Genomic DNA, 26,394 nt, shown 5'->3' on the forward strand with positions numbered 1-26,394 from the left:
ATTATGCAAAGAATATTTATAATACTTTTATTTCTACTTTTTGTATATACCAATGCACAAATTGGTATTAAAAAAGCAAATCCCGTAGGCGCTTTGGATATTAACGGTGATCTTAACGTTAGAAGTTCACTGAGAACAGGAGGTACAAATACAGTACAGGGGAATGCAGGTGTAGCCGGAAGAATTTTTCATAACAATGCCGACCTTCCGGTAAACGACTGGAAAGAAATAAAAATTGCCGACGGACAAGGCAGTATGTCTGTGTTTTTCATTAATACAGCCACAGATCAGAATGGGGTTAGATTCACTGAAGATGGGAATTCAGTCCCATATACTGAAAATTCTGAAATTACCCCGGATTGGAAGGTATTGAATGACACAGAATATACATTCTCAGTAAGTAATGCCGTCAACAAAATTGTATTTACCTTTCAGACTACTGCACAGAAAATGGGGAATGGAAATTCTTCATCAGGATTTGCCTGCGGTATTTACTTAGATAATAAGCTAAAAGCTGTAAGAACAGATGTTTTATTGGGACCGGAGGGATCTTATAAAATCTTTAACCTGAATGCAACACTTACTAATATTCCTCCGAAAAATAATTATTCGGTAAAAGCAGCGTGCATAAAAAGAACGTTGAACGGCGGAACATTAGGCATAGGTACACCAGCTACTGATAACAATCCTTATCTCAATGCGACAATGTCACAGTCTATCCTTACTACCTCCGTACTGCAGTCTTATCAATGATTATCGGTTACATTAAAATTTAATTCCCTGATCGCAGAAAATCAATTATATTTGGACGTTAAAAATTAATAACTTATGTTTAAAAAGTACATCCTTTCATCTCTTGCTGCTATAGCGCTGAGCTTTGCTGTTTCCTGCGACAATACAACAGAAGATCCGCCTAACCAGAATAACAATAATAACAGTTCAACAGGGGCAACCATCACAGGGCCAAGGATTTTAAGTAAAATCACCAGCGGAAATGTGAATATTGAAGAATATATTACCAACTCCGGTTTTCTCTCTCAGGCTTTTATCAGAGATGTAGCAAGTAGCAACACCATTACCGCCACTGTAACCTATGCGGGTGATAAAATTTCAAAAATAAAATATCAGGATAATGTTAATCCGCATGTTATAGATAATCTTTATACCCTAACTTACGATTCCGGGAAGCTGTCCGGAATAACGATGGATCAGACCGCCATGTCGATCACGAACCACAGTGATTTCACAGTATATTACGATGCAAACGGGCAGCTGTACAGAATTGTGGAAAAAAAGAAACTGGGAAGTACTACGAACTACACCCATTATATGGAATACAAATTTACATTTGCTGCAAATAATGTTGCAAAGCTGGACCACACCACCATGCTGATGAGCGGAGGAAATCCTGATACTTCCACGGCAACGACAACGTCTTATGCGTACGATAATTATGATTCAAAAATAAATCCTTACAAAACATTACCCAAAGAATACTTCATCGTGACAGGGACATTATTTACTGTTAATTTTAGTTGGTTATCATCCAATAATCCAGGGAAAATCACTTTAATCAACCCTACAGGACAGCCAGTGAGTGTGCCGAAAGGTTATTTGTATGATACTCAAAATTATCCCGTTTCAGACCAGGGTCAGGCAATTAAATATGTATATAAACCGTTATAGGTATAAATTATGTTTAATAGTTTTGCCTTAAAAGCAATAAAAAGATGATTTTTATTCAAAAAAAAATTATATTTGTGGAAAAATAAATAATCCCATATCGGAATGAAACGACTTTTTTATTTTGTTTTACTTTTAGTAAGTGTTTCTGCAGTTCATTCTTGCAAAGACTTAGCAGATGAAGACGGAAATCCGCTGCTCGATACCAACACCAATAGCGGGCTGAACGGTAAACGCGCTCTTTACAGAGAAATTACAGATTCGGATACATTAGCTACGTACTATTACAATGGGCTTCAAATGTCAAAAGTAACGACAAGAGGAGCTTCCGTGAGAGATGTACAATATAGTGGCGATAAAATAAGCAGAATTACATTCAAAGGTTTTCTGGATTCCGATAATAACGGAACACTGGATTTAGACAGTACTTCTTACGAACAGCAGTTTACCTATGATGGGACTTCCAGATTAGAATCTATTTCTGAAAAACGATCTGTGTACAATAGAACTCCCGCTGTACCTCCTACAACTCCTGCAGGACCGTGGGTGCTTCTTACAAAAACGCAAAAACTTTATAAACTGGTTTACAGTTCAACGACCGGAAAGCTGAGCAAGATTACAATGATGACAGGAGACGAAGTTCCTGGGGCTATATTTAGCTTTACCGACTATTCCGAAACAACGTATGAATATTCAGGAGACAATGTATCTAAGGTTGTTAGAAGCTACGGGCCTATCATGCCGGGCGGTGCATTCGGAACAGCTACCGAGAAGCTTGGTTATGAGTACACCAATTATGATGCTCAGATCAACCCTTATACATTATTGCCTTTTGCTTATAAAATATCCTTTATTTTATCTACAAAATACGGTGATGACAAAAGTCTGATGCTGTCTCCGAATAACCCTGAAAGATATTCGGTCACAGACCTTTCGGTTCCTATTCCTGATCCGGATCTTTTCTCAACAAATTATAATTATGATCCTCAGACCTATATGAGAAAAGGGTTTGGTGTAAATTATATTTACAAGCCATTGTAAGAACAATCTTAAAAATATTATTAAACTCAATCTTTCCTTAGATTGAGTTTTTTGTTTTAATACCTTAATTTTGCAAAAAATTTCTCGATGAAATATTTAATAGTTGGGCTGGGAAACAAAGGCTCCGAATACGAAAATACACGCCATAATATAGGCTTTAAAGTAGCAGATAAAATTGCAGAAATTCTGGAGGTTCCTTTCAATACCACCAATTTCGGGTGGATGGCAGACGGAAAGTACAAAGGAAGAAGAGTATTGGTATTAAAACCGGATACCTATATGAATCTCTCAGGAAACGCCGTAAAATACTGGATGCAGAAAGAGAATATCCCTTTGGAAAATGTATTGATTATAACGGATGACCTGGTACTGCCTTTCGGAACTCTCAGGATGAAAGCGAAAGGATCTGATGCCGGTCACAACGGATTGAAAAATATCAATGAAGTACTCCAGACTCAAAACTATGCACGCCTGCGCTTCGGAATCTCTGCAGATTTTTCGGAAGGTAGACAGGTAGATTATGTTCTGGGAACATGGAACGAAGAAGAAAATGCCGCACTGCCGGAGAGAATTGAAAAGTTTACAAAAGCTTCCCTGTCCTTTGTATTTGCGGGGATTAACAATACCATGTCTGCATTTAACGGAAAATAATCATATCAGCCGGGAAAGATTAATTGCTTTACGGTTTGTAAACTGTAATATCTTTTATGATCTTCTTCTCAAGAAAGTTCTTTTCGCTCACCGTAAAACGGTAATTGTGTTCCTGCTCAAAAAACTCTAAAGGAGTCGTCGGAACAGCATCGGCTCTCCATTTGATAGCCATGGTAACCTCCTTTCCGGCATTAATATCTTTATCTGAAAAGGTAAATACCGTACTTGGAAGCGGATTGTCTCTGTCTTCCCGGATATCCGACTTTGCTTTCCTGGGCTGCATCTGAGCCATATCCTTTAATAAAAGGGAAAAAGGTTTACCAATGTATTTTTCTTTATTAGTTTCAAATTTCTTGGCATAAGCAAGTGTATCAGAGATAACTTTTTTTACCGGAAATCTCCTGAGCTTCTGCAGCTCCGAAGCATAATAAGAATACGACAGATAGTATATTGAAATTGATATTCATAATGAATATGTGATATTTAATCAAAAGTAGGTATTTTTAAAATGACTTAGTGTCTATGACAAAATTATATTTAATTAATCGGATTTTTATGTCATTTCGAGTAGGTTTTTTTGTAATGAAATGGAGAAAAAACGGATCGAAAGGTTATACGCAAGATGATCCCTCATTCTCAGAAATCATGTTTCAAAGCTTTTGGAAGACACCTAAACCCATTCTCTTTGACCAGCAATAACAGAAAAAAAGTAGTCTATCGTAGACTACTTTTCTCAGCTACAAATGTAAACAAATTCTTTTTACTTCCAAACACAACAAATTGTTTTCTAATTTCTTAGTTTTGTTCATCATAAAGTCTTTAAAGAAAAACTTGGAGCAAAACAGCCGGAATTTACACCCCGTTTTACACCTGTTTTTAAGAAGTTTTGCAATGGTGAGCCTTGTATGTAAAAAAGTAGTCTACGATAGACTACTTTCTTACAAAACATGAGACTACAAATGATATTTCCCTCTAAAGCCCTCTCCCTCACACGCAAAAGCGTGGTATTGTTGTGCTTTTTGGTGGTCTTGGTATCATCATTGTTGAGCGCTCAAATCTTTGTATCCTCTGATTCTGTAGTCTTTGTATCCGAAGACTCGTATTTGTATGCAGAATCTCCAGTATATATTTCCAGTCAAAACCTGAGAAAAGCATCTTTTAAGAAGTGCTCTAGGGTTTTGATCAAAACATCTTGTCCCAAAGTTTCCCATAAGAAGTCCACAAGTAGTCCAACGGAAAACACGTGTTATAAAATTAGTCCAACAGGCAAACATACCTTTGGACTGTTTTCTAATTCATCTTCAATAGCTGTTATCGGAAGCTCTTCTCCGGTAAAACTTCAGCATAAAACAATACCATCTTCCTTTTTTCTATTCGTAAGCACAAGAAGGGATCAAGAAAAGTGTATTCAAGTTATTTCTCGTCCTTTTCAAATTATACGCATTACCATCAATCATTTCGGTCGTCCTCCACCTATGCTTCAATCATAGGGCACAAGAGTTTTTAACACAAGTCACATAAGAAGCAAGATTACAACTTTGAAAACAAAAAGAACACATTAGTTTTTGAAAATCTTTGATTTTCCTGTGCAGCAAATGGTCATTCACTATCCACTCTGTTTGTCATCCCGTAGGGATCTCAGCAAAGAATTCCACATAACATTTGTGAATTGAGTGTTCAACCATTAGTGACATTCGTGTTTCGTCAATTCGAGTGTTTTTTCGTAACAAGGTGAAGAAAAAATATATCGAGAATGAATTTATCCTCAAACAAACTTCTTGATACGATTTCTTCAAAATCTACTCGAAGTGACGATAAACTCTACAAACTCTTATAAGTGTAACGGCTGATGCAGAGGATGTGACTTCGAGACCCTCAGTCACCGGCATTTTACAACTCTTTGTCATTGACTCCGTCGAATCTTCGATTTCCGTTAGGAATCTCGGCATAGCTTGCAATAGTAGCATTGAAAGATTCGGGCTTAGATCCTTTCAGGATGACAATCGGAGTGGTAAAGTGGGGTTTTTAAAAATTTATAGTGAGTGTGAGTCTTTACAATAGTTGGCTTGGTGTTCTCTTATAAGTGAAACGGCTTTGTGAAACTAAAAAACACATCATAGATAAAAAAAATCTTAGTGGGCTTCGTGTTCAAATAAACAATGTCATCAAAACATAAACAAACATAAATACAAAACAATGAAACATTTAATTACAATGGCTGTTCTATTCATCAGCCTTATTATTAAAGCTCAGGTGGGGATTAATAATACTTCTCCCAAAGCGACCCTTGATATTACCGCCAAAACAACCGGCAACACTACCGCTGAAGGATTGATTGCCCCAAGATTGGAGGGGGTTGATATCAAAGGAAAAGATGGAAAATATGATATACCTCAAAAAGGAGCTATTGTTTATGCCCTTTCGGCGGTTGCTTCTCCCAGTGTCAAAACTGCCAATATTACTGCCGAAGGCTATTACTATTTTGATGGCAGCGTTTGGCAGAAGCTTTCCAATTCTTCCGTACCTGCAGTGGTCGTTACATCATCTGCTCTTAACGGCATCTATAAAGCAGGGACAGCCATGACAGCTTCCAATACATTCACCGTTACCCTAACCAATAATTCTTTCAGTACGGCTACGATTGCTTTCAGTACATCAGATTTGGCTCTCTCAGGGGCTACAGGACTTTCGGTGGCTTCTGTAAGCACAGCTTCCAGTACTTTGATTGCTGGAGGAACGGTGACGGTAGCCTATACTTTATCAGGAACTCCGGCTGCCTGCGGAACACTTACGGCGACATGGACCAAACTTTCCTTAAACTCTGTCAAAACGTCTACGGTAATACCTAACTTTAATTGCAGTGGAGGATCATGGGCAAGCGTATTACCGGAATACAGACTTAATGGACTGATGAACGGAACAGCTTATTCAGGTAATTATACATTACCATATACTGCTGGAGGAAGTGCATGTGCTTACACAGGTGAAACCATTACCCAAAGTGGGCTCACCCTTACGCTTACCGCAGGTAACTACAGTACCAGCGGAAATTTAACTTATACTTTATCGGGAACCTACACCGGCACAAGTAATGGTTCAATAAGCTTTACAACAGCGGGAGGATGTACCATCTATTTGGGACCTTGTGCTACTTGTAAAGAAATTAAGGATAAAGGGCTAACAGCAGTGGATGGTATTTACTATGTGGATATTGATCAGGCGGGAACGACCTATTCGCCAATGAGGGCATACTGCGATATGAATACCAATGGTGGAGGATGGATGCTTATTTCCGTTAATGGATCAAGTCTTTCGGCGCCAACTCAGAAGACTGAAATGACAAGTCCTAACAGCAGTGGCTACCTATCTCGTACAGTTGTACAGCAGATTGCCAATGTTAGTACACAGGTTCAGTTAAGAGCTGGAAATTCTTCTTCAAGCTATGCCAATAAAATAACCTCTCAGAGCGGAGGTCCGGCTATCCTTGCTTTAAGAAGCTCAGATACTACGTTACTAGGACTTGGAACCTGGCACAGATCGGGGGGCGCCGGAAGATTTCAGTAATAATACAACAATTGCTCCTATAGGTACATGGATATGGTATGGTGCTAATTGTACAGGTACAACTACTACTGGATGGCCAACCATGTATCATGATTGTGGTAATACTAATGGAGTACACTGGTTTATGGGAGACCAAGTAAGCAACAGAACATCTAATGGAGATCCATGGGCATCTACATGGGTAAGATAGTATTTTAACTAACAACTAAACCTTCAAGGTATCGGAAACCTTGAAGGTTTAAACAAACAATAATTAAAACAACTACAATGTCAATATTACACAAAATCAAAGCGTATCTCTACGATAACGTTTTAAGGATATTGCCAGTCAACAACCTTGTCCTTAGGTCCGAGGAAGGTGTTTCCTTCGCTCGCGGTATGGCGTTTCCTTAGTACGTGAGTTCTGTAGTAATGAAATGAATACTATTACCCACAGGAACGTATCATCTGGAAGTGGTGACACAGTATGGAGGCGGTACTTTACTGAAGGATACGAGAATCGCTACCCTCGATAAATATTGACGGTAGCGTAAACAGCCGGTCTCTATTTTCCGAGAGACGCTTTCGTCGCCCGACGCAAGGGTCTCTCATCGGGCGTGATAAGGAGGTTATCTCGAGCGTGATAAGGTGTTCTCATCGGCCGATGAGAACATCTCTCGGAAAGCGACTCTTTTTACAGGATAGTTTTAATAGTATGAATGCACTCCGGTTTGGGAAAGGTTTCCCGGCCGGAGTTTTTTTGTGGGAGAGTTTGGAGTCGGAGAGTTTCAGGGTTTTAAAGTGGGAGAATTGGAGTGTTATAGAGTATATGAATATGGAATTTTCTATGGAACGACGAAAAGTAGTCGACTGGCGGGGCCTGAGGGTCTCGAAGGCCCGCGTACACTGGAAGGACTGGTGGCTTCGAGTCGCCTCAGTCACCATTGATACTGAGTGTAAGGATTGAGATTTTTAGAGTGGGAAGGTTTGAGAGTGGGAGAGTGGGGAATCTTGGTGGCTGAGCGGAGCCGAATATGCTTACGGTAAATGCCTCTTGCGAACGTTGCGCTAGTAAATACAGAGAGATTCTTCACTTCGCTTCGCTGTGTTCAGAATGGCAGTGTGATGTTAATAATGAATATCACATAAGAGTGTTGGTGATTTCATACAAAAAGACCACCGCAAGCGATGGCCTCTCTGATGTACTTTTAAGAAAGTAATTTCCAATTTATCTAACTATAACCTATTTTAATTGTTCTGCGTTCTGTTCCTAGACAGAAGGGGTAATGTTACAACCAGCTTACAACTCCGGTTTCCACATCATAATTGGCGCCTACGATTTTAATTTTACCGTCCTGCTCAAGCTTTCTGAGTGTTGAGCTTTGTTTACGGATATCTTCAATCGCACTTTTTACATTCTGATGATTCAGTCTTTCTAAAAGTGAACTGTTTGCTGAAGAACGCTCTTCTCCATCTTCCATCACTTCTTTGATGATTGGGTCGAAATGATTGATAAGATGGTTCAGGTTATCCATTCCCAGTCCTTCGATTTTTGCGGCATCAAGACCGCCTTTTAATGCACCACATTTGGTATGTCCCAATACAACTACCAGCTTGGAACCGGCTACATTACATCCGAATTCCATAGAACCCAGGATGTCCTGATTCACAAAATTTCCGGCAATTCTGATGCTGAAAACATCTCCCAGCCCCTGATCGAAAATAAGCTCGGCAGAAGTACGGCTGTCTATGCAGCTCAGGATCACGGCGAACGGCCATTGTCCTTCGCGGGTAGCATTTACCTGCTCCAGAAGATCTCTGTTGGCTTTCAGGTTATTGACAAATCTCTGATTTCCTTCCTTCAGAAATTCCAATGCTCTTTCAGGAGTAATGGTAGACTGAGTTTCGTGAGTATGTGCTTTCATATAATCTATTTATATTTTTAAAGTTAAAAAATTATTAAACAATAAGCCTACATGGCTCTTTTATGGGTGACTACGATATGAGAATCTTCGTCTCTTTCATAGTCTCTGTATGATGTTTTGAACCCTAACAATTCTACATTGATGTCTTCTTCTTTGGCCCTTATATTGGCGAAATCCTGAATCATCTCTAAGACATCGGTCGTGATATAGGACGTTCCTTTGGCATCAATAATTACGGTAGAGTTCGGTTTTATATTCTTCAATGTTTTTTTAATCGCAGCTTTGTTCAGGAATGAAACTTCCTCAGCCAGTTTGATAGTAATTCCGTCTGCGTCATTCAGTTTCTCTCTGCTGAGATAATACGCTCTTTTCATATTTCCCTGCAGGATATAGAAAATGGAAATCGCAAGGCCTATTCCTACTCCCTTCAATAAATCTGTTGCCACAACAGCAATAACTGTTGCCACGAACGGAATGAACTGAAATTTGCCCAGATGCCAGAAATGCTTGAAGGTCGCCGGCTTGGCCAGCTTGTATCCGACTAAGATCAATACTGCTGCCAAAGTTGCCAGAGGAATAAGATTTAATACAACGGGAATAGACAAAACACATAGTAATAAAAGGACTCCATGAATAATCGCCGATAATTTCGAGGTTGCTCCCGCATTGGCATTGGCAGAGCTTCGTACAACCACTGAAGTCATTGGAAGTCCACCGATAAATGAGCTTACCAGGTTTCCGATTCCCTGTGCTTTAAGCTCAAGGTTGGTATCCGTAATTCTTCTCTGCTGATCGAGCCTGTCTGATGCTTCAATACAAAGAAGGGTCTCAATAGAAGCTACGATGGCAATGGTCGCACCGGCAACCCATACTTTCGGATTGGTAAAGCCTGTAAAGTCCGGAAGGGTGATAAGATTCTTGAAATCATCCAGAGACTGCGGAACCGGAAGAGATACCAGATGCTGGGTCTGTATGGCCAGCGAGCTTCCTGTTATTTTAAAAAGTTCATTCAGGATAATTCCTGCGACCACAGCTACAAGAGCCCCCGGAAGCATTTTTATTCTTCTTAAAACATGAACTTTATCCCAGATGATTAATATTCCTACGGAAACAAGCGTCACAACAATCGCTCCCGGATGCACGGCTCCGAACAGTTCGGAAAAATAGCCGAAGTTCAGCCCGTTATCGAAGATCGACTGATGACCTTCATAGTCTTTATCAAATCCCAGTGCGTGTGGAATCTGCTTTAAAATAATAATAATCCCGATAGCGGCAAGCATTCCCTCAATAACGTTATTGGGAAAATAGTTGGAAATACTTCCTGCCCTTATAAATCCTAGGACCAACTGAATAACTCCCGCAATAATTCCCGCGCAAAGAAAAATATTAAATGCACCGAGATCGGTAATTGCTGTAAGAACGATGGCTGTTAATCCTGCCGCCGGTCCCGATACCGAGATGTTGGAGTTACTTATTGAGCCTATCACAAGACCTCCCACGATACCCGCGATAATTCCGGATAAAGGTGGCGCTCCTGATGCCAGTGCAATCCCCAGACAAAGGGGTAACGCTACTAAAAATACGACGAGTCCTGAAGGGAAATTCTCCTTTATTCCTCCTATTAATGATGTTTTTTTCATGATATCAAACTGCTGTGAATAGAACTGATTTATTATGGCTTCAATAAATCAATTGCATAAGATTGGAAATTTAAATTTTATAATAGTACATGGGTATCCGATATCAAAAATGATATGAATATGCATTAAAAATTCTGATTATAATAATTAAGCTTCCGGAGGCGGAGAAAATATGGTGAGTAAAGGTGACAGATGAAAGGAATCATCTACCAGCACAAAAGATCTTTCTTCCAGGGAGGTTTCGAAAAATTTAAGATAATCGAATACATCCAGAGGTTTTGGAAGTGTCTTTTCGTAAACAATAAAAGATGAAGGGTGAGAATGTGGCTCTTCTTCACTGATCACGACATTTGTTCTTGTGAGATCCCAGCCGAAAACCGAGGCAATACCCGGTAAAGCCGTGAAGTTCAGAAAAAACAGTAATGTAATAATACTCCAGAGTTTCATTTCACATTCTTTTTTAGAAAAACTATTTGGTCTTTCTGCTCATGACCCAGTCAGAACTTGTAAGGTTATAGATCTTCTGGATGTCTTTGAGGATTTTTTCAAAATCAATTTCCAGATCAATGATCTTACCTGTTCTGAGGTCAAATACCCACCCATGAACAACAGGATACTCTTCTAAGATATATCTTTCCTGTACACAGGCCATTTTTACAACGTTAATACATTGCTCCTGAACATTAAGTTCTACAAGCCTGTCATAACGTTTGCTTTCATCTTCGATAGAATCCAGCTCGCTTTGATGAAGTCTGTAAACGTCGCGGATGTTTCTCAGCCATGGATTCAGCAATCCGAGATCTTCGGGTGTCATCGCTGCTTTTACACCGCCGCAGTTGTAATGGCCACAGATAATAATATGCTTTACTTTCAGATGTTCTACAGCATATTGAATAACGGCTGTGGAACTCATATCCAAAGTATTGACGATATTGGCTATATTTCTGTGAACAAAAACTTCACCGGGCTTAGCTCCCATCAGTTCTTCCGCGGTTGCCCTGCTGTCTGAACATCCAATGTACAGGTAATCAGGATTCTGGGCTTTAGCCAGATCGTGAAAGAAATCCGGGTTGTTTTCCAATTTGGATTCTACCCATTTTCTGTTGTTTTCAAAAATAACTTCGTACGATTGTGACATAATTTAACTATTTATAATTATTTATTTCGTGTAAATTATTTTTAAAATCAATAGACTAAATCAATAACACTACAAAAATAGAATATTTGATGAAAAAGCAAATACATTTAACAAAATTTAATATTAAAATATGCTTAAAATCATGCTTTATATCTTATTTTTCGGCTAATTGCAATTGGCAAAATATACACAAATGGTGTATTTCGATAAAATTACGAACAATTCCTAAAAAAATCAATATTAAAATTACAAGATTAATTTTCAGATTTTGTTATTAATATATCCTTGTGTAGCTGTTTCTGAAGGATAAATGGTGCCAGGATTTCCCATAACAACAGAATGCGGCGGAATATCAAAATTAACATAAGCGTTCGGGGCAATCAAAACATTGTGACCGATGGTAATTCCCCCTACGATCACCGCATTGGTGCCGATCCAGACCTCATCACCAATTAACGGGAAACCCGCATTTTTTCCCCGGTTCTGCTGACCGATCGTTACGCCCTGCGCGATATTGCAGTTCTTACCGATCTTCACCTTCGGATTGATGACCAATGAGCCCCAATGCCCGATATAGAAACCTTCTCCGATTTCTGTTTCGGGATAGATCTGGTAACCATATTTGATCTGGTAATGTCTTAAAATTAATCTCCAAAATATACCGATCAACGGTGTTTTTCTGTATTTCTGTGCTTTTCTCAGCAGATAAATAAAGTGCAGATTCGGATTAATACATTTTGTAATGATCTGTATGCCGGAAAGCCATTTTCCGCTTTCACGGTAAAAATCTTTTTGGATGATGGAATAACCTGCCATTATGGATTTTTTTTAAACTTCGTCAATAATTTTTTGAAGATGTGCTACTGATTTTTCCAAAGTAAAAGGAAGTTCGGACTCTTTAATTCTCTTTCTGTATGCTTCAGTAACACTTTTCTCAGTAAGAAACATTTTCATGCCTTCATAAATTCCTTCTTCAGAATTTTTGGTGATGTTTCCTAGCATACCGTCCTGCAGAAGATCCCGTATTCCGGAAACATCAGTTGCAGAAATAGGCTTTTGGAAGATCAGTGCTTCTGCAATAACCGTAGGGAAACCTTCATGCCTGGAAGACGATACATAAAAATCTGCTTTTTTCAGGTAAGGATAAGGATTGCCGGTGAATCCAAACATTTTAGCTGTTTCTTTAATTCCTAACCTGTTAAGCTGATCCTGAATAGTATTAAAATCATAACCATCTCCAATAATTAGCAGCTGATGTTTCAATCCTTCATCGATCAGTCTTTTATGCACATTCAGCAGTCGGTCGTACCCTTTCTGTGGAAATATTGTACCGATGCTTATAAATGTGGGAAGGTTTTCTGTAAAAGGAAAATTATAAATTTCAACATCTGCTTTTCTCAGTGTTTCATTCCGGTCAATTGGGTTAAATATTTTGATAACTGCAGTTTTCTCATCTTCGTTTTGTGCCAGATCATACATTCCGTCGAGGATTTTATTTGAGATCACAAGAATCCTGTTAAATCTGAAAAACTTACGAATTATCTTAGGAGTATAACCTCGTATACTAAAAACGTCGTTATGCACCCAAATGATTTTTTTTGAATTTTTCTGTGGGCTTGAAAGTATTTCTTTATAAAGACCATGAATGCCTGCGATTTCCACGTCGTATTTTTTATTTTTTAAAATAAACCTGTAAAGCAGAAAAGGAAACCAAAGAAACATTTTCTCATATAGAACCCTGAAAGCTTTTATAGGAATATCTTTGGGTCTGTTGGTCGTGATCATTTCACCTTTTATCAGGTAGTGAAGATTTATCCAGGAAGGAACGTCCTTTATGTAGAGTCCGGAGTATAGATTCAGAAGAAGATCAATCTCATATTTATTCGGAGGAATATTTTTTAGGAAATTAATCAATACCTTTTCTGCACCACCATGGCGCAATGAACCGATTCGGATAAGAATTTTTTTCTTTTTCATCATTGTATTTTGAATTCCTTTATTAATCATTCCTGTTTTCGAGCCAATTCTTCGATGATTTCTTCAACAGCATCAAAAATCTTTTTATTGTCGAATTCATCCTCAATATCTGCCAGATTCATTTGAATATTTTCAACCAGATTTTTATTCGTCAGGAACTCCTTAATCCCATGATAAAGACCTTCCTGGGAATATTCGGTGAGATATCCGGTCATCTTATGATCGATCATTTCAGGAACACCGCCCACTGCTGTTGCTACGATCGGTTTCTGCAGAATCAGGGTTTCCGCAATAATTAATGGCCAGCCTTCACTTTCAGAAGGCATAATGTAGAAATCAGCATTTTTTACAAACGGATAAGGATTAATCAGTGTACCTAGAAGTCTGAAAGTTTTTTTTACTCCCAGTTCATCAATTCTTTTGGAGAGGATTTCGTAATCTTCCCCGTTTCCGATCACGTAAATATGATGAGCATATCCGTCTGCCAGAAGTCTTTGGTGTGCTTCCAGAAGAGTTCTGTATCCTTTTCTTATATCCAGTCGTCCCACTGAAACGAATGTAGGTATATTTTCAAATTCAGGTTTGAAAGCCAGCGCTTTTTCCTTAATCTCTTCAACAGGTATTGCATTGAGAATCACTTTTCCGGGAGGAAATTGTACATCGGGATACTTTTCTTCCAAAACATTTTTGCACTGCTGGGAGCCATAGATGATATAATCAAACTGCTTCATACTGTTGAAAATATTGTCACGGTAAGGATTAAAAGAGGGAAGGGTAAGATCAGAATGCAGCCACGCAATTTTTTTTGAGTTTTTATTGCTGGAATTAAGGACCGTTTCGTAAACTGAATACGTTGTTGCAATTTCCACATCAAATTGGTCCTGAAGAATACGGTCTGCAATAGAGGGATCTTTTCGGGCTTTATTAAGTTTTATCCATCGTATTGCCAACTGTAATCTTTGGATCAGTGGATTTTTTGAAAGATCTTCCTTGCCTTCTGCTATATATACTTTTCTGACGTGGGAAGGAAATTCGTTCCGCAGCTCACCCTGATTGATATTAAGGCATATTGTAAGCTCAAATTTTTCCCTGTTGAGGTTGTTAAGCATGTTCAAAACCACCTTTTCCACACCGCCCATTTCCATTGAGCGATGTCTGAACAGAACTTTTATTTTGTCTTTTTTAATCATTAATTAAAAATTTGCTGAATAACGATGATTATCTTTCTCTTTATTTTTGAAATCAATGTATTCTGGTATTCGAGGAGAGTATAGATTTCATCAGCATGTCTGAATTGTTCCGGAACAGGTCTTCCATTAATATTTTTTAAATTTCTCCGTTTCATCGCATTGAGAATCACTTTAGCAAAATATTCTCTTGATTTCTGTTTATTTTCATTTTGAGAAATTCCGCCAGAGTGCATTCGGTAGAGATAATTCGGTTCATTAATAAAATACACTTTTCCTTTTTCATACATTTTCAGATAGAGATCCTGATCTTCGGCAATTTTCATAGAGGTATCCATTTTTTTCCGTCTGGTTGTAAATATTTTTTTTAAACGTCACAAAATGAGCGATTTCAATAGGGCTGTTAAAAAAATAAGGAGATTGATTGATGATCTGTTTTCCGCCGTTGAAAACTTCCTGAGGTTTGAGATTTTCATCACATTTTGTAAAAAGGGAATAGGTAAGTACCACATCCGGTTTCTTTTGGTAAATTTCTATACTTGAAGATATTGCCGTCGACAGGATAGCGTCATCTGGATCCACAAATCCACAGATCTCTCCTTTCGCCAGTTCTATCAGTTTGTTTTTGGTAACTCCGACGCCACTGTTGGTTTCATTATGATAAATTCTGAACCGCTCGTCATTTTCCACTATTTTCTTAATAATCTCTACAGAATCATCAGTGGAAGCATCATCAAGAATAACGGCTTCCCAATTCTGATATTTTTGAGACAGAAGAGATTGAAAACAGTCTTTAAAGTATTTACCGTTATTATAATTGGCAATAAGTATCGAAAATTTCATTATTTGTGTTATTTATGGGATCATCTCATATGAGATTTTACGGATAATTTTGAAAAATAGAGTGTTGCGTTTTTCGTATAAATAAGCCGGAAGATTTTTGATCTCATCAATAGATTTATTAAAAACCTTTTTTATTCCTCTTCTTTTGAGTGTTTCATACAATACAATATGCCAGTTTTCATATAATTTTTCTTTTTTATTCTGATTTTGTGAAACCCCATTTTTATGAATACGATACAAATACAACCCTTTTTTTATGAAATGAAATTTTCCCTGATCATATAATTTCAGATATAAATCCTGATCGACAGAAGAGGTAAGGTGCTCATTTATTTTATCAGTTTTTTCATACCCTGTTTTTCGAAAGCTAAAAAAAGTGATTTACTTCAAAATCGAGATTCAGAAATTTTTTTTGCTTGTTTTTTACTTTTCTTGAGTTCGGAAACAGCTTTTGTGGAATAAGCTCGGAAGAACAGAGATAAAATTGAGAATAAGCCGCAATAATATTTTTATTTTTAAATGCTTTTATACTTTCCTCTAAAGCATCAGGAACTAATGCATCATCAGGATCCACAAATCCTAATATATCACCTGTAGCGAGATTTGCGCATTTTTTCTTAGTGTATCCTACCCCTTTATTATGTTGATTTTCATAAAAGAAAAATCTATTGTCATCCGCAATTATTTTTTTTATGTTCTGTTTTTCAGATTCTTTAGAACAATCATCAACGATGATCACTTCAAAATTGGAATAAGTTTGTTTTATGATGCTATTAAAACAGTCTTTAAAAAAGACGGCATTGTTATAATGAGCAATAAGTATCGAAAATTTCATTATTTGTGTTTATGATTATGAAATTTAATAATTCAGATAGAGCTTTTGCTTATCAATTCCTGGCGATTTATGAGGATGGTGTTCGATGGAACATCCTTATAAATCACACATCCTGCGCCTATAATGCAGTTGTCTCCTATGCTAACTCCTTTAAGAACAGTTACGTTGCTTCCCAGCCAGCAGTTATTGCCTATCGTTATCGGTTCTGTATTAAATTGATTAGGATGAATTTTAAAATCCGGTGTGGTTTCGTAGTGATGATTATGGTCATAGAGTTTTACATTTTCCCCGAATAAGGTATTATCACCTACGCTTATGCTTTCAAGGCAATTGATGGAGCAGAAATTATTCATGAAAAAATTTTTTCCAATCTCAAGCGATGCTTTTTTACCGACAAAAATATGGATGAAATTTCTTAAAGATGCAGCATGGTCTATTTTCAGGATTTGAATATCAGGGTCAATGATGAAATGGTTGTAATTCCCTAGTTTAATATCTTTAAAGGATACTTTTTTATGTTTTTTTAAGAAGAGAAATTTGATTTCTTCTTTGGATTTTCTCGAAAATATTGAAAGCCATCGGTGTAAATTTTTCGTCATATTTGCATTACAAATATAATAGTTTTGTGTAATTAAAAAAAATATATATTTTTGTTTTTAAATTTAACACAATGACTGAAATATCGAGAGTTCTCAAAACATTTGTAGCTTATCTTAAAAGGCCAGATCTCTATCCCGAGCTGGGAAGAAAAATCATTAAAAATACTGTAAACCGGGGAAGTTCATTCAAAGGAAAGGAAAAGACGAATTTCTGGGCTGCATCAGTAGCTGTTTCCCAGAAAGAGGCTGTTTCCAGACTTTTCTCTATGAATATTGATGATTTCAGAAGTCAGTTTGCTGAAATCTTACAGGAAGCAGACCGAAAAGAAAAAGAATGTCCCATAAAAATGGGTGGGCCAGGTGCGCTGGAGCTAATTTATTATGCCTGTGAATTTACTAAGGCAGAATGTGTTCTTGAAACAGGAGTTGCTTACGGATGGTCTTCTCTCGCAGCTTTACTTTCTTTAGGAAAAAGAAACGGAACACTGTATAGCTCAGATATGCCGTATCTTGCACAGGATGGGGATCAATTTGTAGGCTGTATTGTTCCTGATAATCTTAAGAAATACTGGAAATTATTCCGTTTTGCCGATAAAGAGTCCTTACCTAAAATTTTCGCTGAAAGTTCTTCGTTCGATGTGTTTCACTATGATTCTGATAAAAGCTATAATGGTAGAATGTGGGCTTATAATGAGGTTTATGATAGAATGAAGCCTGGTGCAGTATTTATCAGTGATGACATTGGTGACAATTCTGCTTATCAGGACTTTTGTGAAAAAAACAATATCGAAACCACAGTGGTGGAATATGAAGGAAAATACATCGGGGTTTTTGTGAAATAAAAACTTTTAGATGTATTTTTGGTCCGTGAAAATAGGTCAGATTACATTTACCCGGTTTGTCGCTGCTATAGCGATCGTTATTTCTCATTTTAATAAAGATTTATTTTTATATAAAATTCCTTATATCTCTGAGGTTTTCTTAAAGGCAAATGTTGGGGTGAGTTATTTTTTTATTCTTTCGGGTTTTATTATGATCATTGCATATCATAAAAAGCAAAGAATAGATTATAAAGATTTTTACAGGAATAGATTTGCCAGAATTTATCCTTTGTACGTGCTGGGATTACTGCTGTATCTTGTGACCAGATATTCAGACTTCAGTATTTATAAAGGTCTTTTATATCTCCTGGGTATTCAGAGCTGGATTCCGGGAAAAGCGCTGGTGCTTAATTTTCCGGGTTGGTCTATCTCCGTAGAATTTTTATTTTATCTTATTTTCCCATGGTTATACAACTATTTGTATTCAAAAGGGAATAAAAGCATATGGATTATTGCAATACTCATCTGGATAGGGACTCAGTTTTTTACAAATCTGTATGTTAATTCTCACGCTTATAAAGGGGCACATACGGTAAGTCATGAATTCAGTCATTATTTTCCTCTTTGGCATGTCAATGAGTTTTTAATTGGTAATCTGGCAGGCTTATTTTTTGTGAAAAACCGTAAAGAGAAAAATTATGATATTGGCATTGCTTTAATTTTTATCGCAATTTTATTATCCTTAATTTTTATTCCGCTGAATTTCCATAATGGTCTGATGGCAGTGCTTTTTGTTCCACTGATCTATTTAATTTCGTGCAATAAAGGGATTCTGACAACAATATTTTCGTTAAAACCGCTGGAATTTCTTGGAGAGATCAGCTATGCTGTTTATATTGTTCATATTCCTGTGTTGTATATTTTAAGATCGGTTTTATGGGATAACTTTCAGATATATCAGAGCAATACTGTATTTTGGATTTACATTTTAGTTTTGATGATTGTTTCAGCAATTTTTTATCGCTTTATTGAAAAACCGGCAAGAGATTATCTGAAGAAAATAAAAATCAGATAGCTTAAAGTAAATCCCGTCTGAAATTAATATTGTATAACCCGGAACGGATGCTCGGATAATCAGTGATCAGGTATTTTAAAATCATGAACCACTTCTTAAAAAACGGAGCAACAGCAATTTCAAAACTGCGGGTCATTCTCGTTATATGCAGTTTTATATCTTCCGGAATTGTGTCTTCATCTTTTGCCCATTCGTTGACTTCTCTCCATAGCAAAACCCTTGTAGTGGCGGGATTTATTTTTTTTGTGTCGACTTTTGTGATCCGATTGTTTTCATGGACGCCTCTTATGGCAATGGCTTGGTTTAATATTCCGGGATAAAGATTGGTATAAAAAGATAACCGGAAAAGAAATTCTGTATCCTGATGAAGCCGTAGTGTTTTTTTTAAAAAAGAATTCAGCTTATGTAATGCATTCTTCCGGATTGTTAAGGTATCCAGATGGATAAGTCCAAAACTTCCTTTCATACCCAGTTGACCGGGAAAAACATCTTCAGAACGATGCTTTTGATACACGGTAGTCAGCCGGTCACCAAATACTTTATAGTAATCGTTTCTGGCTTTTTCGGAATAATAATGAACGCCCAAAGCTCCATATACTCCTTCTATTGCAGGATCTTCAAAAAGCTCTCTCTCTGCATCAAATCTGTTGGGCAAATAATAATCATCAGCATCCAGAAAAGCGATATAATCACCCGTAGCTTTCTCAATTCCAAGATTTCTTGAAGGGCCGGCTCCGTGATTTTCTTTATCTGAATGTTGAAAAAGTTTTACTCTTTCGTTCTCTATAGATAATTTCTCGCAAACTTGTAAGGCATTATCCGGAGATTTATCTTCAATCAGAATAACTTCGGAAACCTCAGGGAACTGAAGAGCAGATTCTACAGCTTGGGTAACATACTTTTCTGCATTGTACACGGGAATGATAACGGAAATTTTCATTTGATATTGTACTTTTAAATTTTAAAATAGGATTGTTTTTTCTGTTTCTAGCAATACCCGGCATATTTGTTTTTTTACTGTAAATACATTGAATACAGCTTTTTCAGATATTTGTCCGGTTGTATTTCTGAAAAAAAATTTCGGTAAAACGGTTGAATTCTATTTTATAAAAAGAGCCTTCTTCTATTGTTTCATACACTGCTTTCCTGCCCAGGTGATTTTCCATCTGTGATAAAATTTCTTGTAATGAATACTGATATGGATACGCTAGATTAACAACCTCATTTTGGAAATGTTTTATGTTTTGATTAATAAATGATGCAATATCATCTGTACCAATAAGGATTCGTCTTGCATTGGTATGCAGTATAAGCTTATTTCCCGAAAGAATTGATTTCTTAAGAAAATTGATTAGTGCATTTGGGTTGCCGCCACGCCCTACTGCATTTCCCACCCTGAAGATGATAAAGCTTCTACACAATTCTGAGATCAGTTTTTCAATCTTTATTTTATGGATTACGTAAGGACTTTCTGTTTTCGTTGGGTCATACATACTACAGGTAGAAAAATAGATAAATTTTTTGTCCTGATTTTGGTTGATAACAGATTTTAAAAGTAGGGTTTCTCTCTCAAATTCAGAAGCTTTCTTTTCAAGAGAATTGGAAACTCCCGAGGCGAAGAAAACAACATCTTCTTTATCAAAATATTTTAAGGCATTTGCCATAATTCCATTACCTATAATCATAATTATTTTTTTACCATTTGTTATTTTTAAGACTTAAAAACGGCCGAATCTTTATTTGAAATTAGAAGTGGCAGGTCCTTTCCCTGGTTTTGTTTATCTTGCCAATCATTCAATAAATTTGGAAAAACCATTCAGTTTCCGGATAATCGGAATTGTTTATAAAAAATTTTTTCCTTTGTCAACAGATTGTTTTCTGTTATGGAAAATCATTTTCCAGTCCAGCGAATGACAGATCTTTATCTTGTGGTAATGCTCTTTAAAAGCTTTTAATCTAAATGTTATTAAAGATTTCATCATCATTTTACAATAATCTAGATATAATTTGCCTGTCGATTTTTCATTATTAAAAGGATCTGAAAACAGCATAATTAATTTTCTTTCATGAAGCAGAGCGGTATTATCAAAGTATTTATTTTCGGTTCTGTTTTCTCTGTCGTGGTATATCACAGCTTCTGGAGCAATACCTATTTTTAATCCATGATACAATACTCTTTGACAATAATTGCAATCTTCTGCATAATGGTAGAACGACGGGTTAAATCCTCCTACTTTTTCAATACATTTTCTTGTGACTAACCAGGCTGCTGCATTTACAAAATGTAATTCGTACAACGGAGCTGTTTTTTGTAAAAATATATCTGAATATAATTTGTTACATTTAAAAGGAACAATGTAATTAGAAAAACTAAAATCCAGTTCGGAACCACTTCCATTGAGGTGCATTGGGCTTATGATACCGAAATCCGGATTTAATTGTGCTACTTTAATCAGATAGTTAATAGTATTGGGTTCTATATACACATCCTGATTCATTAAAAAAACGTAATCTGCATCTTGCTCATCTGCTTTTTTAATACCTATGTTATTTGCATGTCCAAAGCCTAAATTGGCAGAAAGTTTAATAAGCTCTGCGCGAGGAAAATTTTGTTCAATAAAGAGAACACTATTGTCGGTAGAGGCATTGTCCACGATAATGGTATGATCAATCAATCCCGCCTGATGAATGGAAAATAAACAGCGAGCAATCCATTTGTCAGAATTATAATTTACAATAATTATCTTAACCATTTTTCAACATTTGATTTGAGTGATTTGTATCTTTTTAAAATATATTTCTTTATAATGTTTTTTTTTGAAAATTCATGATCTAATGATTTTTTCAAGGAATCGTGTAAATAATGATAATACTCATTATACAATATTTCATGGTATAAGTTATAATCATCAATTTCTGCTGTTTTATTTACATTAGTAGCCTGATTTTCATGAACTCTAAAGGCTGCCAAAGATTTATTTATTACGATAATGGGGTTGTCTTTTAGAATTCTGTACCAATATTCATAATCTAAAATCTGCTTAAGCCGGACATCAAATAATCCAATACTTCTCGTAATATCTTTTCGAAACATAACACAACTTGGTTCGCCGATTTTATTACGATGAGTGTCTAAAAAAGATGCCTCACCGAAAATAGTATTTGTTAAATAATACACAGAATCGTTAAATAATTCATAATCTATTTGTAGATCTTTATATTTTTCAACCCATATTTTAGTTTGTTCCGACTTCATGTTAGCTTCAATAATAAAATCTCTTTTGCAGGCTACTAATCCGATCCCAGGATATTTTCTATAGATTTCAACCATTTCCTCAATACAGGTGTCATATAAAACATCATCCTGAAATAAGAATTTAATATACTGACCTTGCGCTTTTTCAATACAATGGTTCCAGTTGGCGCCTATACCCTGAGGCTGATGAGAGTAAATAGTAACAGGAAAATCAACCTCTTTTTTTAAATTCATTAGCAATCTTTAACGTATTATCTTTTGACTGATCGTCACTGATAATAACTTCTATGCTTTTAAAAGTTTGCTTTTTAATACTGTCTAATGATTCTTTTAAATATTTTTCAGCATTATAAACAGGAATACAGACAGAAACATCAATCATAGCTAATAATTTTAGATTATTAATAATTTGTTTTTGATTTAACTGATTATCAATTCATTTTTGATTTGAAAAAATTAATTACGTTATTTTTGTTAAATTTTAAAAGTAAGGTGGAGATGCGTGGATTTATGTTTGTTTTTAGAGCAAATACCAGTGATTTGACTCTGAATGGATATTTATAATATTCATTCAGAACCAGGTCGGGGATTTTTTCCTTTTTCTTTAACTTGGAAAGAATAAAATGATAGGCCCGCATTCTATTAATACCCCATTGATCATATTTGAGTTTTAGGTACATATCTTCCACTACCATTTTGTCATGCTTTGTTGCCGTAATACCTGTCGGCAACACTCTGTAATAAGCCAGCTTCTTATCAATAAATAATATTTTTTTAATTTCATTTACTCTTAGCCATCTTTCATGATCTTCAAGAAGCATCCCTAAAGAATATTCTCCGGTGGCTATAAGAATATCTTTTCTTATCAATACGGTAGGGGAAATAATACAGTTGTCTTTTACCAGCTGATCTTTTTTTTAAAGAATTATCAGGATTAATGAAATCTTTTTTTCATAATTAAGAAAAATTTTAGCAGGCATATTATTTTCATCTACAGACCAGAAGTCTGTAAATACCATTCCGTAACCATTACCGGATTTTTCCAGTGCTGAAACACAATAATCAATAGAGTCCGGGTGAAGATAATCGTCTGCAGCAATCAGTTTTACGAAATCGCCATTTAAAAGCTTTATACATTCATTAAGCGTTGTGGCAAGGCCTGCATTTTTTGTATGAAAATTAATTTTAGCAGAGATCTTGTTTTCTTGAAGCCATTCTTTTATAACTTCTACCGAATTGTCTGTTGAAGCATCATCTGCCACAATAAGTTCCCATCTGGCATAAGCTTGGTCCTTGATGCTGTTTAAACATTCAATAACAAATTTTGAATGATTATAAGAAATAACGATAATGCTTACTAAAGGATTTTTCATCAGTACATATTTAATAATCCGATTACTTTTGTAACTTCATCATTCTGCATTACAGGAGAAATTGGCAGACTCAGTACCTCCTCATGAATCTTTTCACTGATAGGGAAAGATAAGCTGTTCCATTCTTTATAAGCTTGTTGCTTATGAGGCGGAATGGGATAGTGTATTAGGGTTTGAATGCCATTTTCAGTCAGATATTTTTGAAATTCATCACGGTTTTTGCTCCTCACTACAAATAAATGCCAGACGTGCTCCTTTTCATCAGCCGGGTTTTCCGGAAGAATTATTTTCGGGTTTGATATTTCAGAAATATATTTTTCGGCAATTTTTCTCCTTATTGTATTTTCTTCGTCAATATATTTTAATTTAACGACCAATACTGCCGCCTGAATTTCATCTAATCTTGAGTTAAGACCCTGATAAATATTGACGTATTTCTGATCAGATCCATAATTGGACAATGCTCTGATTGTTTTTGCTAAATTTTCATCATTGGTTGTAACAGCTCCCGCATCTCCTAAAGCGCCAAGATTTTTCCCAGGATAAAAGCTGAAGCCGGCAGCATCACCTAAACTACCTGTTTTTTTTCCATTCCATTCGGCGCCGATCGCCTGAGCATTATCTTCAATGATTTTTAAATGATATTTTTCTGCTAGTTGTTTAAGTTTATCGGAGAAAATAGTTCTGCCGTACAAATGAACAATTAGAATCCCTTTTGTTTTTGAAGTAATATTTTCTTCGATTTTTGTGATATCAATATTATAATTATTAAGATCTGGTTCTACAAAAACAGGAACTAACCCATTATCTGAAATTGCAAGAACGGAAGCAATGTAAGTATTGGATGGCACAAGGATTTCATCTCCGGGATTCATAATTCCCAGTTCGATATATCCACGAAGGATAAGACGCAATGCATCTAGGCCATTGGCTACGCCAATAGTGTGTTTTACTCCAATATATTGAGAGAAACTATTTTCAAAAGCTGAAAGTTCCTGCCCCATAAGATACCATCCGGAACGGAAAACCTGGGAAAGTTTTTTTTCAATTTCTTCCTGATGTTGTACATTGATTTTTTGGAGGTCTAAAAATTTAATCATCTTTTTGCTATTTATATTTGTGTTTTTCCGCAAGGAGCTGTTGTATTTTTTGTGATAAAATATCCTTATACTGTTCTGTTCCAAACAGCGTTAAATGATTGGTATCATAGATATACGGAAATTGTTTTGAAGATACTTTTTGAATATTTAAGCTCAATAAATCAATATATCTATTTCCTAAGTTGTGTTTTAAAAAAGTATTGAAATTTTCAGTTTCTTTGAATTTCTTTTCTTGCATATACATACCAGCATGATATTTTTTGTTTATGTAATAATATGTTGGATAGTCTATATTATAAATATTCGTCATACCAATATAAACTGTAGGAATATTATATTTTGAATAATATTGTTCGGTTATCCGGATATTGTTTTTTATTTCAGTTTCAGAATAACCTGAATAATTGGCATTGACAATAATAAGATCTATATTTTTATGATATCTTGGCAAGTATTCCCTGAATATATAATTGAAATAATTAACTGGATTTGAATAAATGCCTTTAGAATTTTCCATAGGATATGTTGCATCTGCAGTGATCTGGATAATGTTTGTATCTCTGGTATTGGGAAAAATATGGTGAAGTGTTTCTGAAAACATTCCTGCATGGCTGTCCCCTAAAAGAATAATGTTTTTTTTATCGGGGGCGGGTGCATTTAAATATTTTAAAATTGATTTCCAGTCTTTATTGTATAACAGATGCTTTGTATTAAACTTATATTGTTTTTCAGCGGCTTCGCTATACTTGTAATTTGAAGTAGTATTTATGAGATTATATTCTTTTGTATAATTTTTTGCATCAATTTTTGTGATAAAGAATGAGATGATAAATACAGTCATACTCATTCCTAAAACAGGTAAGGCTTTCTTAGAATAGTTTCGTTTTTCGATGAGTTCATAAGAAAAGGTGGCAAAAATAAACGAAAGCACGATCATTAAAATGCGATACTTTAAAATGGCATTTACTTCAAAAAATAATATAAACACATAAAAAGGCCAGTGATAGAGGTATAAAGAATAAGAAATATCTCCAAGATAGGTTACTGCTTGTTTTTTATATATTTTAAACTCATAATTCATACTGATAAGCAGAACTGTAAAAAATACCGGAATGATTGTATATACAGATGGCCATACAGAAATATGGAAAAGAAAAATAAAGCATCCCAAAACTGAGAGACAAGACAGGGCTACAACTAATTTTAGTTTTGGCGGAATTTTTTGTGCCTTTTCTTCCAATAGAAAAGCAAGCCCGCCCAACATCATTTCCCAGGCTCGGGGATAAAAAATGTAAAAGGAAAAATGCGTGTTAAAAGCATTATGGATTAACATCGAAATAAATGAAGTGAATGCCAATAATAAAAAGATTAAAATAAACCTGCTTTTTTTAATATTATATACTTTTTTTAGTAAAAGCAATATAATAGGATATATTAAATAGAACTGCCATTCTACGGAAAGTGACCAAGTGTGTAATAAAAAATTGTATTGAGAGGAAGCATCGAAATATCCATTGTTGAAATAATAATAAATATTTGAGAAAAATAGAATGCTCGAAAATGCACTTCTCAGAAAATTTACAATTTGCGGTTGTAAAAAAAAAGAATACTAATACTGAAAAGACAACAATTAAAACCAGAAGAGCTGGAATGATCCTGGTTACTCTTCTGCTGTAGAAATTCCATAGATTAAATTTTTCCTTATCG

29 protein-coding genes are annotated in these 26,394 nt (G+C 35.8%); 8 read left to right on the forward strand and 21 right to left on the reverse strand.

Annotated elements, in window-relative coordinates; translation table 11 throughout:
* The first annotated feature begins 3 nt into the window (after positions 1–3).
* The 4 genes from AAHI02_RS14485 to pth all read left to right on the forward strand — a co-directional run bounded on the left by AAHI02_RS14485 (position 4) and on the right by pth (position 3,375).
* A complete protein-coding gene (locus AAHI02_RS14485) occupies positions 4–753 on the forward strand; it encodes a hypothetical protein (protein WP_346983848.1) in 750 nt (249 codons plus the stop codon).
* Between the two features lie 75 nt (positions 754–828).
* Positions 829–1,686, forward strand: a complete 858-nt coding sequence (locus AAHI02_RS14490) for a hypothetical protein (protein WP_346983849.1) — start codon at positions 829–831, stop codon at positions 1,684–1,686.
* 102 nt (positions 1,687–1,788) lie between these two features.
* On the forward strand, positions 1,789–2,724 hold the full coding sequence (locus tag AAHI02_RS14495) for a hypothetical protein (protein ID WP_346983850.1): 936 nt from the start codon (positions 1,789–1,791) through the stop codon (positions 2,722–2,724).
* Between the two features lie 87 nt (positions 2,725–2,811).
* Positions 2,812–3,375, forward strand: coding sequence for an aminoacyl-tRNA hydrolase (gene pth / locus AAHI02_RS14500; RefSeq protein ID WP_346983851.1), 564 nt, complete (start codon positions 2,812–2,814; stop codon positions 3,373–3,375).
* Between the two features lie 28 nt (positions 3,376–3,403).
* Here the strand turns inward: pth and AAHI02_RS14505 are convergent, their stop codons facing one another.
* Positions 3,404–3,667, reverse strand: a complete 264-nt coding sequence (locus tag AAHI02_RS14505) for a hypothetical protein (protein WP_346983852.1) — start codon at positions 3,665–3,667, stop codon at positions 3,404–3,406.
* 1,904 nt (positions 3,668–5,571) lie between these two features.
* Between AAHI02_RS14505 and AAHI02_RS14510 the strand changes: the two genes are divergently transcribed.
* Complete coding sequence (locus tag AAHI02_RS14510; RefSeq protein WP_346983853.1) at positions 5,572–6,939, forward strand: fibrinogen-like YCDxxxxGGGW domain-containing protein; 1,368 nt, start codon at positions 5,572–5,574, stop codon at positions 6,937–6,939.
* Positions 6,896–7,129 carry a hypothetical protein gene (locus tag AAHI02_RS14515; protein ID WP_346983854.1) on the forward strand — a complete coding sequence of 78 codons (234 nt, stop codon included), beginning with the start codon at positions 6,896–6,898 and terminating at the stop codon, positions 7,127–7,129. Before AAHI02_RS14510 ends, AAHI02_RS14515 begins: the two co-directional genes overlap by 44 nt.
* Positions 7,130–8,207: 1,078 nt before the next feature.
* Here AAHI02_RS14515 and AAHI02_RS14520 read toward each other — a convergent pair.
* From AAHI02_RS14520 to AAHI02_RS14570, 11 genes are all read right to left on the reverse strand, one after another.
* The gene (locus tag AAHI02_RS14520) at positions 8,208–8,843 is read right to left on the reverse strand and encodes a carbonic anhydrase family protein (RefSeq protein WP_346983855.1); all 636 of its coding nucleotides are present in this window, start codon (positions 8,841–8,843) and stop codon (positions 8,208–8,210) included.
* Between the two features lie 47 nt (positions 8,844–8,890).
* On the reverse strand, positions 8,891–10,483 hold the full coding sequence (locus tag AAHI02_RS14525; protein ID WP_346983856.1) for a SulP family inorganic anion transporter: 1,593 nt from the start codon (positions 10,481–10,483) through the stop codon (positions 8,891–8,893).
* 147 nt (positions 10,484–10,630) lie between these two features.
* Positions 10,631–10,930 (reverse strand): hypothetical protein, encoded by a 300-nt coding sequence (locus AAHI02_RS14530; protein ID WP_346983857.1) that lies wholly within the window; start codon positions 10,928–10,930, stop codon positions 10,631–10,633.
* Between the two features lie 22 nt (positions 10,931–10,952).
* Positions 10,953–11,621: a carbonic anhydrase gene (locus tag AAHI02_RS14535; protein ID WP_346983858.1), complete on the reverse strand. Its 669-nt coding sequence runs from the start codon at positions 11,619–11,621 to the stop codon at positions 10,953–10,955.
* A gap of 261 nt (positions 11,622–11,882) precedes the next feature.
* Complete coding sequence (locus AAHI02_RS14540; protein ID WP_346983859.1) at positions 11,883–12,437, reverse strand: serine acetyltransferase; 555 nt, start codon at positions 12,435–12,437, stop codon at positions 11,883–11,885.
* 12 nt (positions 12,438–12,449) lie between these two features.
* A complete protein-coding gene (locus AAHI02_RS14545; RefSeq protein ID WP_346983860.1) occupies positions 12,450–13,598 on the reverse strand; it encodes a glycosyltransferase in 1,149 nt (382 codons plus the stop codon).
* 26 nt (positions 13,599–13,624) lie between these two features.
* A complete protein-coding gene (locus AAHI02_RS14550) occupies positions 13,625–14,788 on the reverse strand; it encodes a glycosyltransferase (RefSeq protein ID WP_346983861.1) in 1,164 nt (387 codons plus the stop codon).
* Complete coding sequence (locus AAHI02_RS14555; RefSeq protein ID WP_346983862.1) at positions 14,788–15,111, reverse strand: hypothetical protein; 324 nt, start codon at positions 15,109–15,111, stop codon at positions 14,788–14,790. Before AAHI02_RS14555 ends, AAHI02_RS14550 begins: the two co-directional genes overlap by 1 nt.
* Entirely contained in the window at positions 15,068–15,628 is a 561-nt protein-coding gene (locus AAHI02_RS14560; RefSeq protein ID WP_346983863.1) for a glycosyltransferase family A protein, read from the reverse strand. The genes AAHI02_RS14555 and AAHI02_RS14560 overlap by 44 nt, the downstream gene beginning before the upstream one ends.
* 367 nt (positions 15,629–15,995) lie before the next feature.
* Positions 15,996–16,463, reverse strand: coding sequence for a glycosyltransferase family 2 protein (locus AAHI02_RS14565; protein WP_346983864.1), 468 nt, complete (start codon positions 16,461–16,463; stop codon positions 15,996–15,998).
* A 32-nt stretch (positions 16,464–16,495) separates the two neighbouring features.
* Positions 16,496–17,062, reverse strand: coding sequence for an acyltransferase (locus AAHI02_RS14570; protein ID WP_346983865.1), 567 nt, complete (start codon positions 17,060–17,062; stop codon positions 16,496–16,498).
* 71 nt (positions 17,063–17,133) lie between these two features.
* Here AAHI02_RS14570 and AAHI02_RS14575 point away from each other — a divergent pair, with 71 nt between their 5' ends.
* Positions 17,134–17,904 (forward strand): class I SAM-dependent methyltransferase, encoded by a 771-nt coding sequence (locus AAHI02_RS14575; protein WP_346983866.1) that lies wholly within the window; start codon positions 17,134–17,136, stop codon positions 17,902–17,904.
* A 10-nt stretch (positions 17,905–17,914) separates the two neighbouring features.
* On the forward strand, positions 17,915–18,958 hold the full coding sequence (locus tag AAHI02_RS14580; protein ID WP_346983867.1) for an acyltransferase: 1,044 nt from the start codon (positions 17,915–17,917) through the stop codon (positions 18,956–18,958).
* 1 nt (position 18,959) lies between these two features.
* On the opposite strand, the gene AAHI02_RS14585 is transcribed toward AAHI02_RS14580, so the two are convergent.
* From AAHI02_RS14585 to AAHI02_RS14625, 9 genes are all read right to left on the reverse strand, one after another.
* Positions 18,960–19,898, reverse strand: a complete 939-nt coding sequence (locus tag AAHI02_RS14585) for a glycosyltransferase family 2 protein (protein ID WP_346983868.1) — start codon at positions 19,896–19,898, stop codon at positions 18,960–18,962.
* Between the two features lie 103 nt (positions 19,899–20,001).
* Positions 20,002–20,643: an NAD-dependent epimerase/dehydratase family protein gene (locus AAHI02_RS14590; RefSeq protein ID WP_346983869.1), complete on the reverse strand. Its 642-nt coding sequence runs from the start codon at positions 20,641–20,643 to the stop codon at positions 20,002–20,004.
* Between the two features lie 156 nt (positions 20,644–20,799).
* Positions 20,800–21,711 (reverse strand): glycosyltransferase family 2 protein, encoded by a 912-nt coding sequence (locus AAHI02_RS14595; protein WP_346983870.1) that lies wholly within the window; start codon positions 21,709–21,711, stop codon positions 20,800–20,802.
* Entirely contained in the window at positions 21,699–22,448 is a 750-nt protein-coding gene (locus AAHI02_RS14600) for a glycosyltransferase (RefSeq protein ID WP_346983871.1), read from the reverse strand. Before AAHI02_RS14600 ends, AAHI02_RS14595 begins: the two co-directional genes overlap by 13 nt.
* Positions 22,426–22,596 carry a glycosyltransferase gene (locus AAHI02_RS14605; protein WP_346983872.1) on the reverse strand — a complete coding sequence of 57 codons (171 nt, stop codon included), beginning with the start codon at positions 22,594–22,596 and terminating at the stop codon, positions 22,426–22,428. Before AAHI02_RS14605 ends, AAHI02_RS14600 begins: the two co-directional genes overlap by 23 nt.
* Positions 22,597–22,645: 49 nt before the next feature.
* Complete coding sequence (locus tag AAHI02_RS14610; RefSeq protein WP_346983873.1) at positions 22,646–23,083, reverse strand: hypothetical protein; 438 nt, start codon at positions 23,081–23,083, stop codon at positions 22,646–22,648.
* A gap of 48 nt (positions 23,084–23,131) precedes the next feature.
* A complete protein-coding gene (locus AAHI02_RS14615) occupies positions 23,132–23,587 on the reverse strand; it encodes a glycosyltransferase family A protein (RefSeq protein WP_346983874.1) in 456 nt (151 codons plus the stop codon).
* Positions 23,587–24,687 carry a DegT/DnrJ/EryC1/StrS family aminotransferase gene (locus AAHI02_RS14620; protein WP_346983875.1) on the reverse strand — a complete coding sequence of 367 codons (1,101 nt, stop codon included), beginning with the start codon at positions 24,685–24,687 and terminating at the stop codon, positions 23,587–23,589. The genes AAHI02_RS14615 and AAHI02_RS14620 overlap by 1 nt, the downstream gene beginning before the upstream one ends.
* A gap of 7 nt (positions 24,688–24,694) precedes the next feature.
* On the reverse strand, positions 24,695–26,272 hold the full coding sequence (locus AAHI02_RS14625) for an acyltransferase family protein (protein ID WP_346986625.1): 1,578 nt from the start codon (positions 26,270–26,272) through the stop codon (positions 24,695–24,697).
* Between the last annotated feature and the right edge of the window lie 122 nt (positions 26,273–26,394).

This window comes from Chryseobacterium sp. POE27, from assembly GCF_039727685.1.
GTDB lineage: Bacteria > Bacteroidota > Bacteroidia > Flavobacteriales > Weeksellaceae > Chryseobacterium.

Bases quoted from the DNA above. Each gene is read 5' to 3' on its own strand.
- AAHI02_RS14485 (WP_346983848.1), top strand. From the start codon at position 4: ATGCAAAGAATATTTATAATACTTTTATTTCTACTTTTTGTATATACC.
- AAHI02_RS14490 (WP_346983849.1), top strand. From the start codon at position 829: ATGTTTAAAAAGTACATCCTTTCATCTCTTGCTGCTATAGCGCTGAGC.
- AAHI02_RS14495 (WP_346983850.1), top strand. From the start codon at position 1,789: ATGAAACGACTTTTTTATTTTGTTTTACTTTTAGTAAGTGTTTCTGCA.
- pth (WP_346983851.1), top strand. From the start codon at position 2,812: ATGAAATATTTAATAGTTGGGCTGGGAAACAAAGGCTCCGAATACGAA.
- AAHI02_RS14505 (WP_346983852.1), bottom strand. From the start codon at position 3,667: ATGGCTCAGATGCAGCCCAGGAAAGCAAAGTCGGATATCCGGGAAGAC.
- AAHI02_RS14510 (WP_346983853.1), top strand. From the start codon at position 5,572: ATGAAACATTTAATTACAATGGCTGTTCTATTCATCAGCCTTATTATT.
- AAHI02_RS14520 (WP_346983855.1), bottom strand. From the start codon at position 8,843: ATGAAAGCACATACTCACGAAACTCAGTCTACCATTACTCCTGAAAGA.
- AAHI02_RS14525 (WP_346983856.1), bottom strand. From the start codon at position 10,483: ATGAAAAAAACATCATTAATAGGAGGAATAAAGGAGAATTTCCCTTCA.
- AAHI02_RS14530 (WP_346983857.1), bottom strand. From the start codon at position 10,930: ATGAAACTCTGGAGTATTATTACATTACTGTTTTTTCTGAACTTCACG.
- AAHI02_RS14535 (WP_346983858.1), bottom strand. From the start codon at position 11,621: ATGTCACAATCGTACGAAGTTATTTTTGAAAACAACAGAAAATGGGTA.
- AAHI02_RS14540 (WP_346983859.1), bottom strand. From the start codon at position 12,437: ATGGCAGGTTATTCCATCATCCAAAAAGATTTTTACCGTGAAAGCGGA.
- AAHI02_RS14545 (WP_346983860.1), bottom strand. From the start codon at position 13,598: ATGAAAAAGAAAAAAATTCTTATCCGAATCGGTTCATTGCGCCATGGT.
- AAHI02_RS14550 (WP_346983861.1), bottom strand. From the start codon at position 14,788: ATGATTAAAAAAGACAAAATAAAAGTTCTGTTCAGACATCGCTCAATG.
- AAHI02_RS14555 (WP_346983862.1), bottom strand. From the start codon at position 15,111: ATGAAAATTGCCGAAGATCAGGATCTCTATCTGAAAATGTATGAAAAA.
- AAHI02_RS14560 (WP_346983863.1), bottom strand. From the start codon at position 15,628: ATGAAATTTTCGATACTTATTGCCAATTATAATAACGGTAAATACTTT.
- AAHI02_RS14565 (WP_346983864.1), bottom strand. From the start codon at position 16,463: ATGAAATTTTCGATACTTATTGCTCATTATAACAATGCCGTCTTTTTT.
- AAHI02_RS14570 (WP_346983865.1), bottom strand. From the start codon at position 17,062: ATGACGAAAAATTTACACCGATGGCTTTCAATATTTTCGAGAAAATCC.
- AAHI02_RS14575 (WP_346983866.1), top strand. From the start codon at position 17,134: ATGACTGAAATATCGAGAGTTCTCAAAACATTTGTAGCTTATCTTAAA.
- AAHI02_RS14580 (WP_346983867.1), top strand. From the start codon at position 17,915: ATGTATTTTTGGTCCGTGAAAATAGGTCAGATTACATTTACCCGGTTT.
- AAHI02_RS14585 (WP_346983868.1), bottom strand. From the start codon at position 19,898: ATGAAAATTTCCGTTATCATTCCCGTGTACAATGCAGAAAAGTATGTT.
- AAHI02_RS14590 (WP_346983869.1), bottom strand. From the start codon at position 20,643: ATGATTATAGGTAATGGAATTATGGCAAATGCCTTAAAATATTTTGAT.
- AAHI02_RS14595 (WP_346983870.1), bottom strand. From the start codon at position 21,711: ATGGTTAAGATAATTATTGTAAATTATAATTCTGACAAATGGATTGCT.
- AAHI02_RS14600 (WP_346983871.1), bottom strand. From the start codon at position 22,448: ATGAATTTAAAAAAAGAGGTTGATTTTCCTGTTACTATTTACTCTCAT.
- AAHI02_RS14605 (WP_346983872.1), bottom strand. From the start codon at position 22,596: ATGATTGATGTTTCTGTCTGTATTCCTGTTTATAATGCTGAAAAATAT.
- AAHI02_RS14615 (WP_346983874.1), bottom strand. From the start codon at position 23,587: ATGAAAAATCCTTTAGTAAGCATTATCGTTATTTCTTATAATCATTCA.
- AAHI02_RS14620 (WP_346983875.1), bottom strand. From the start codon at position 24,687: ATGATTAAATTTTTAGACCTCCAAAAAATCAATGTACAACATCAGGAA.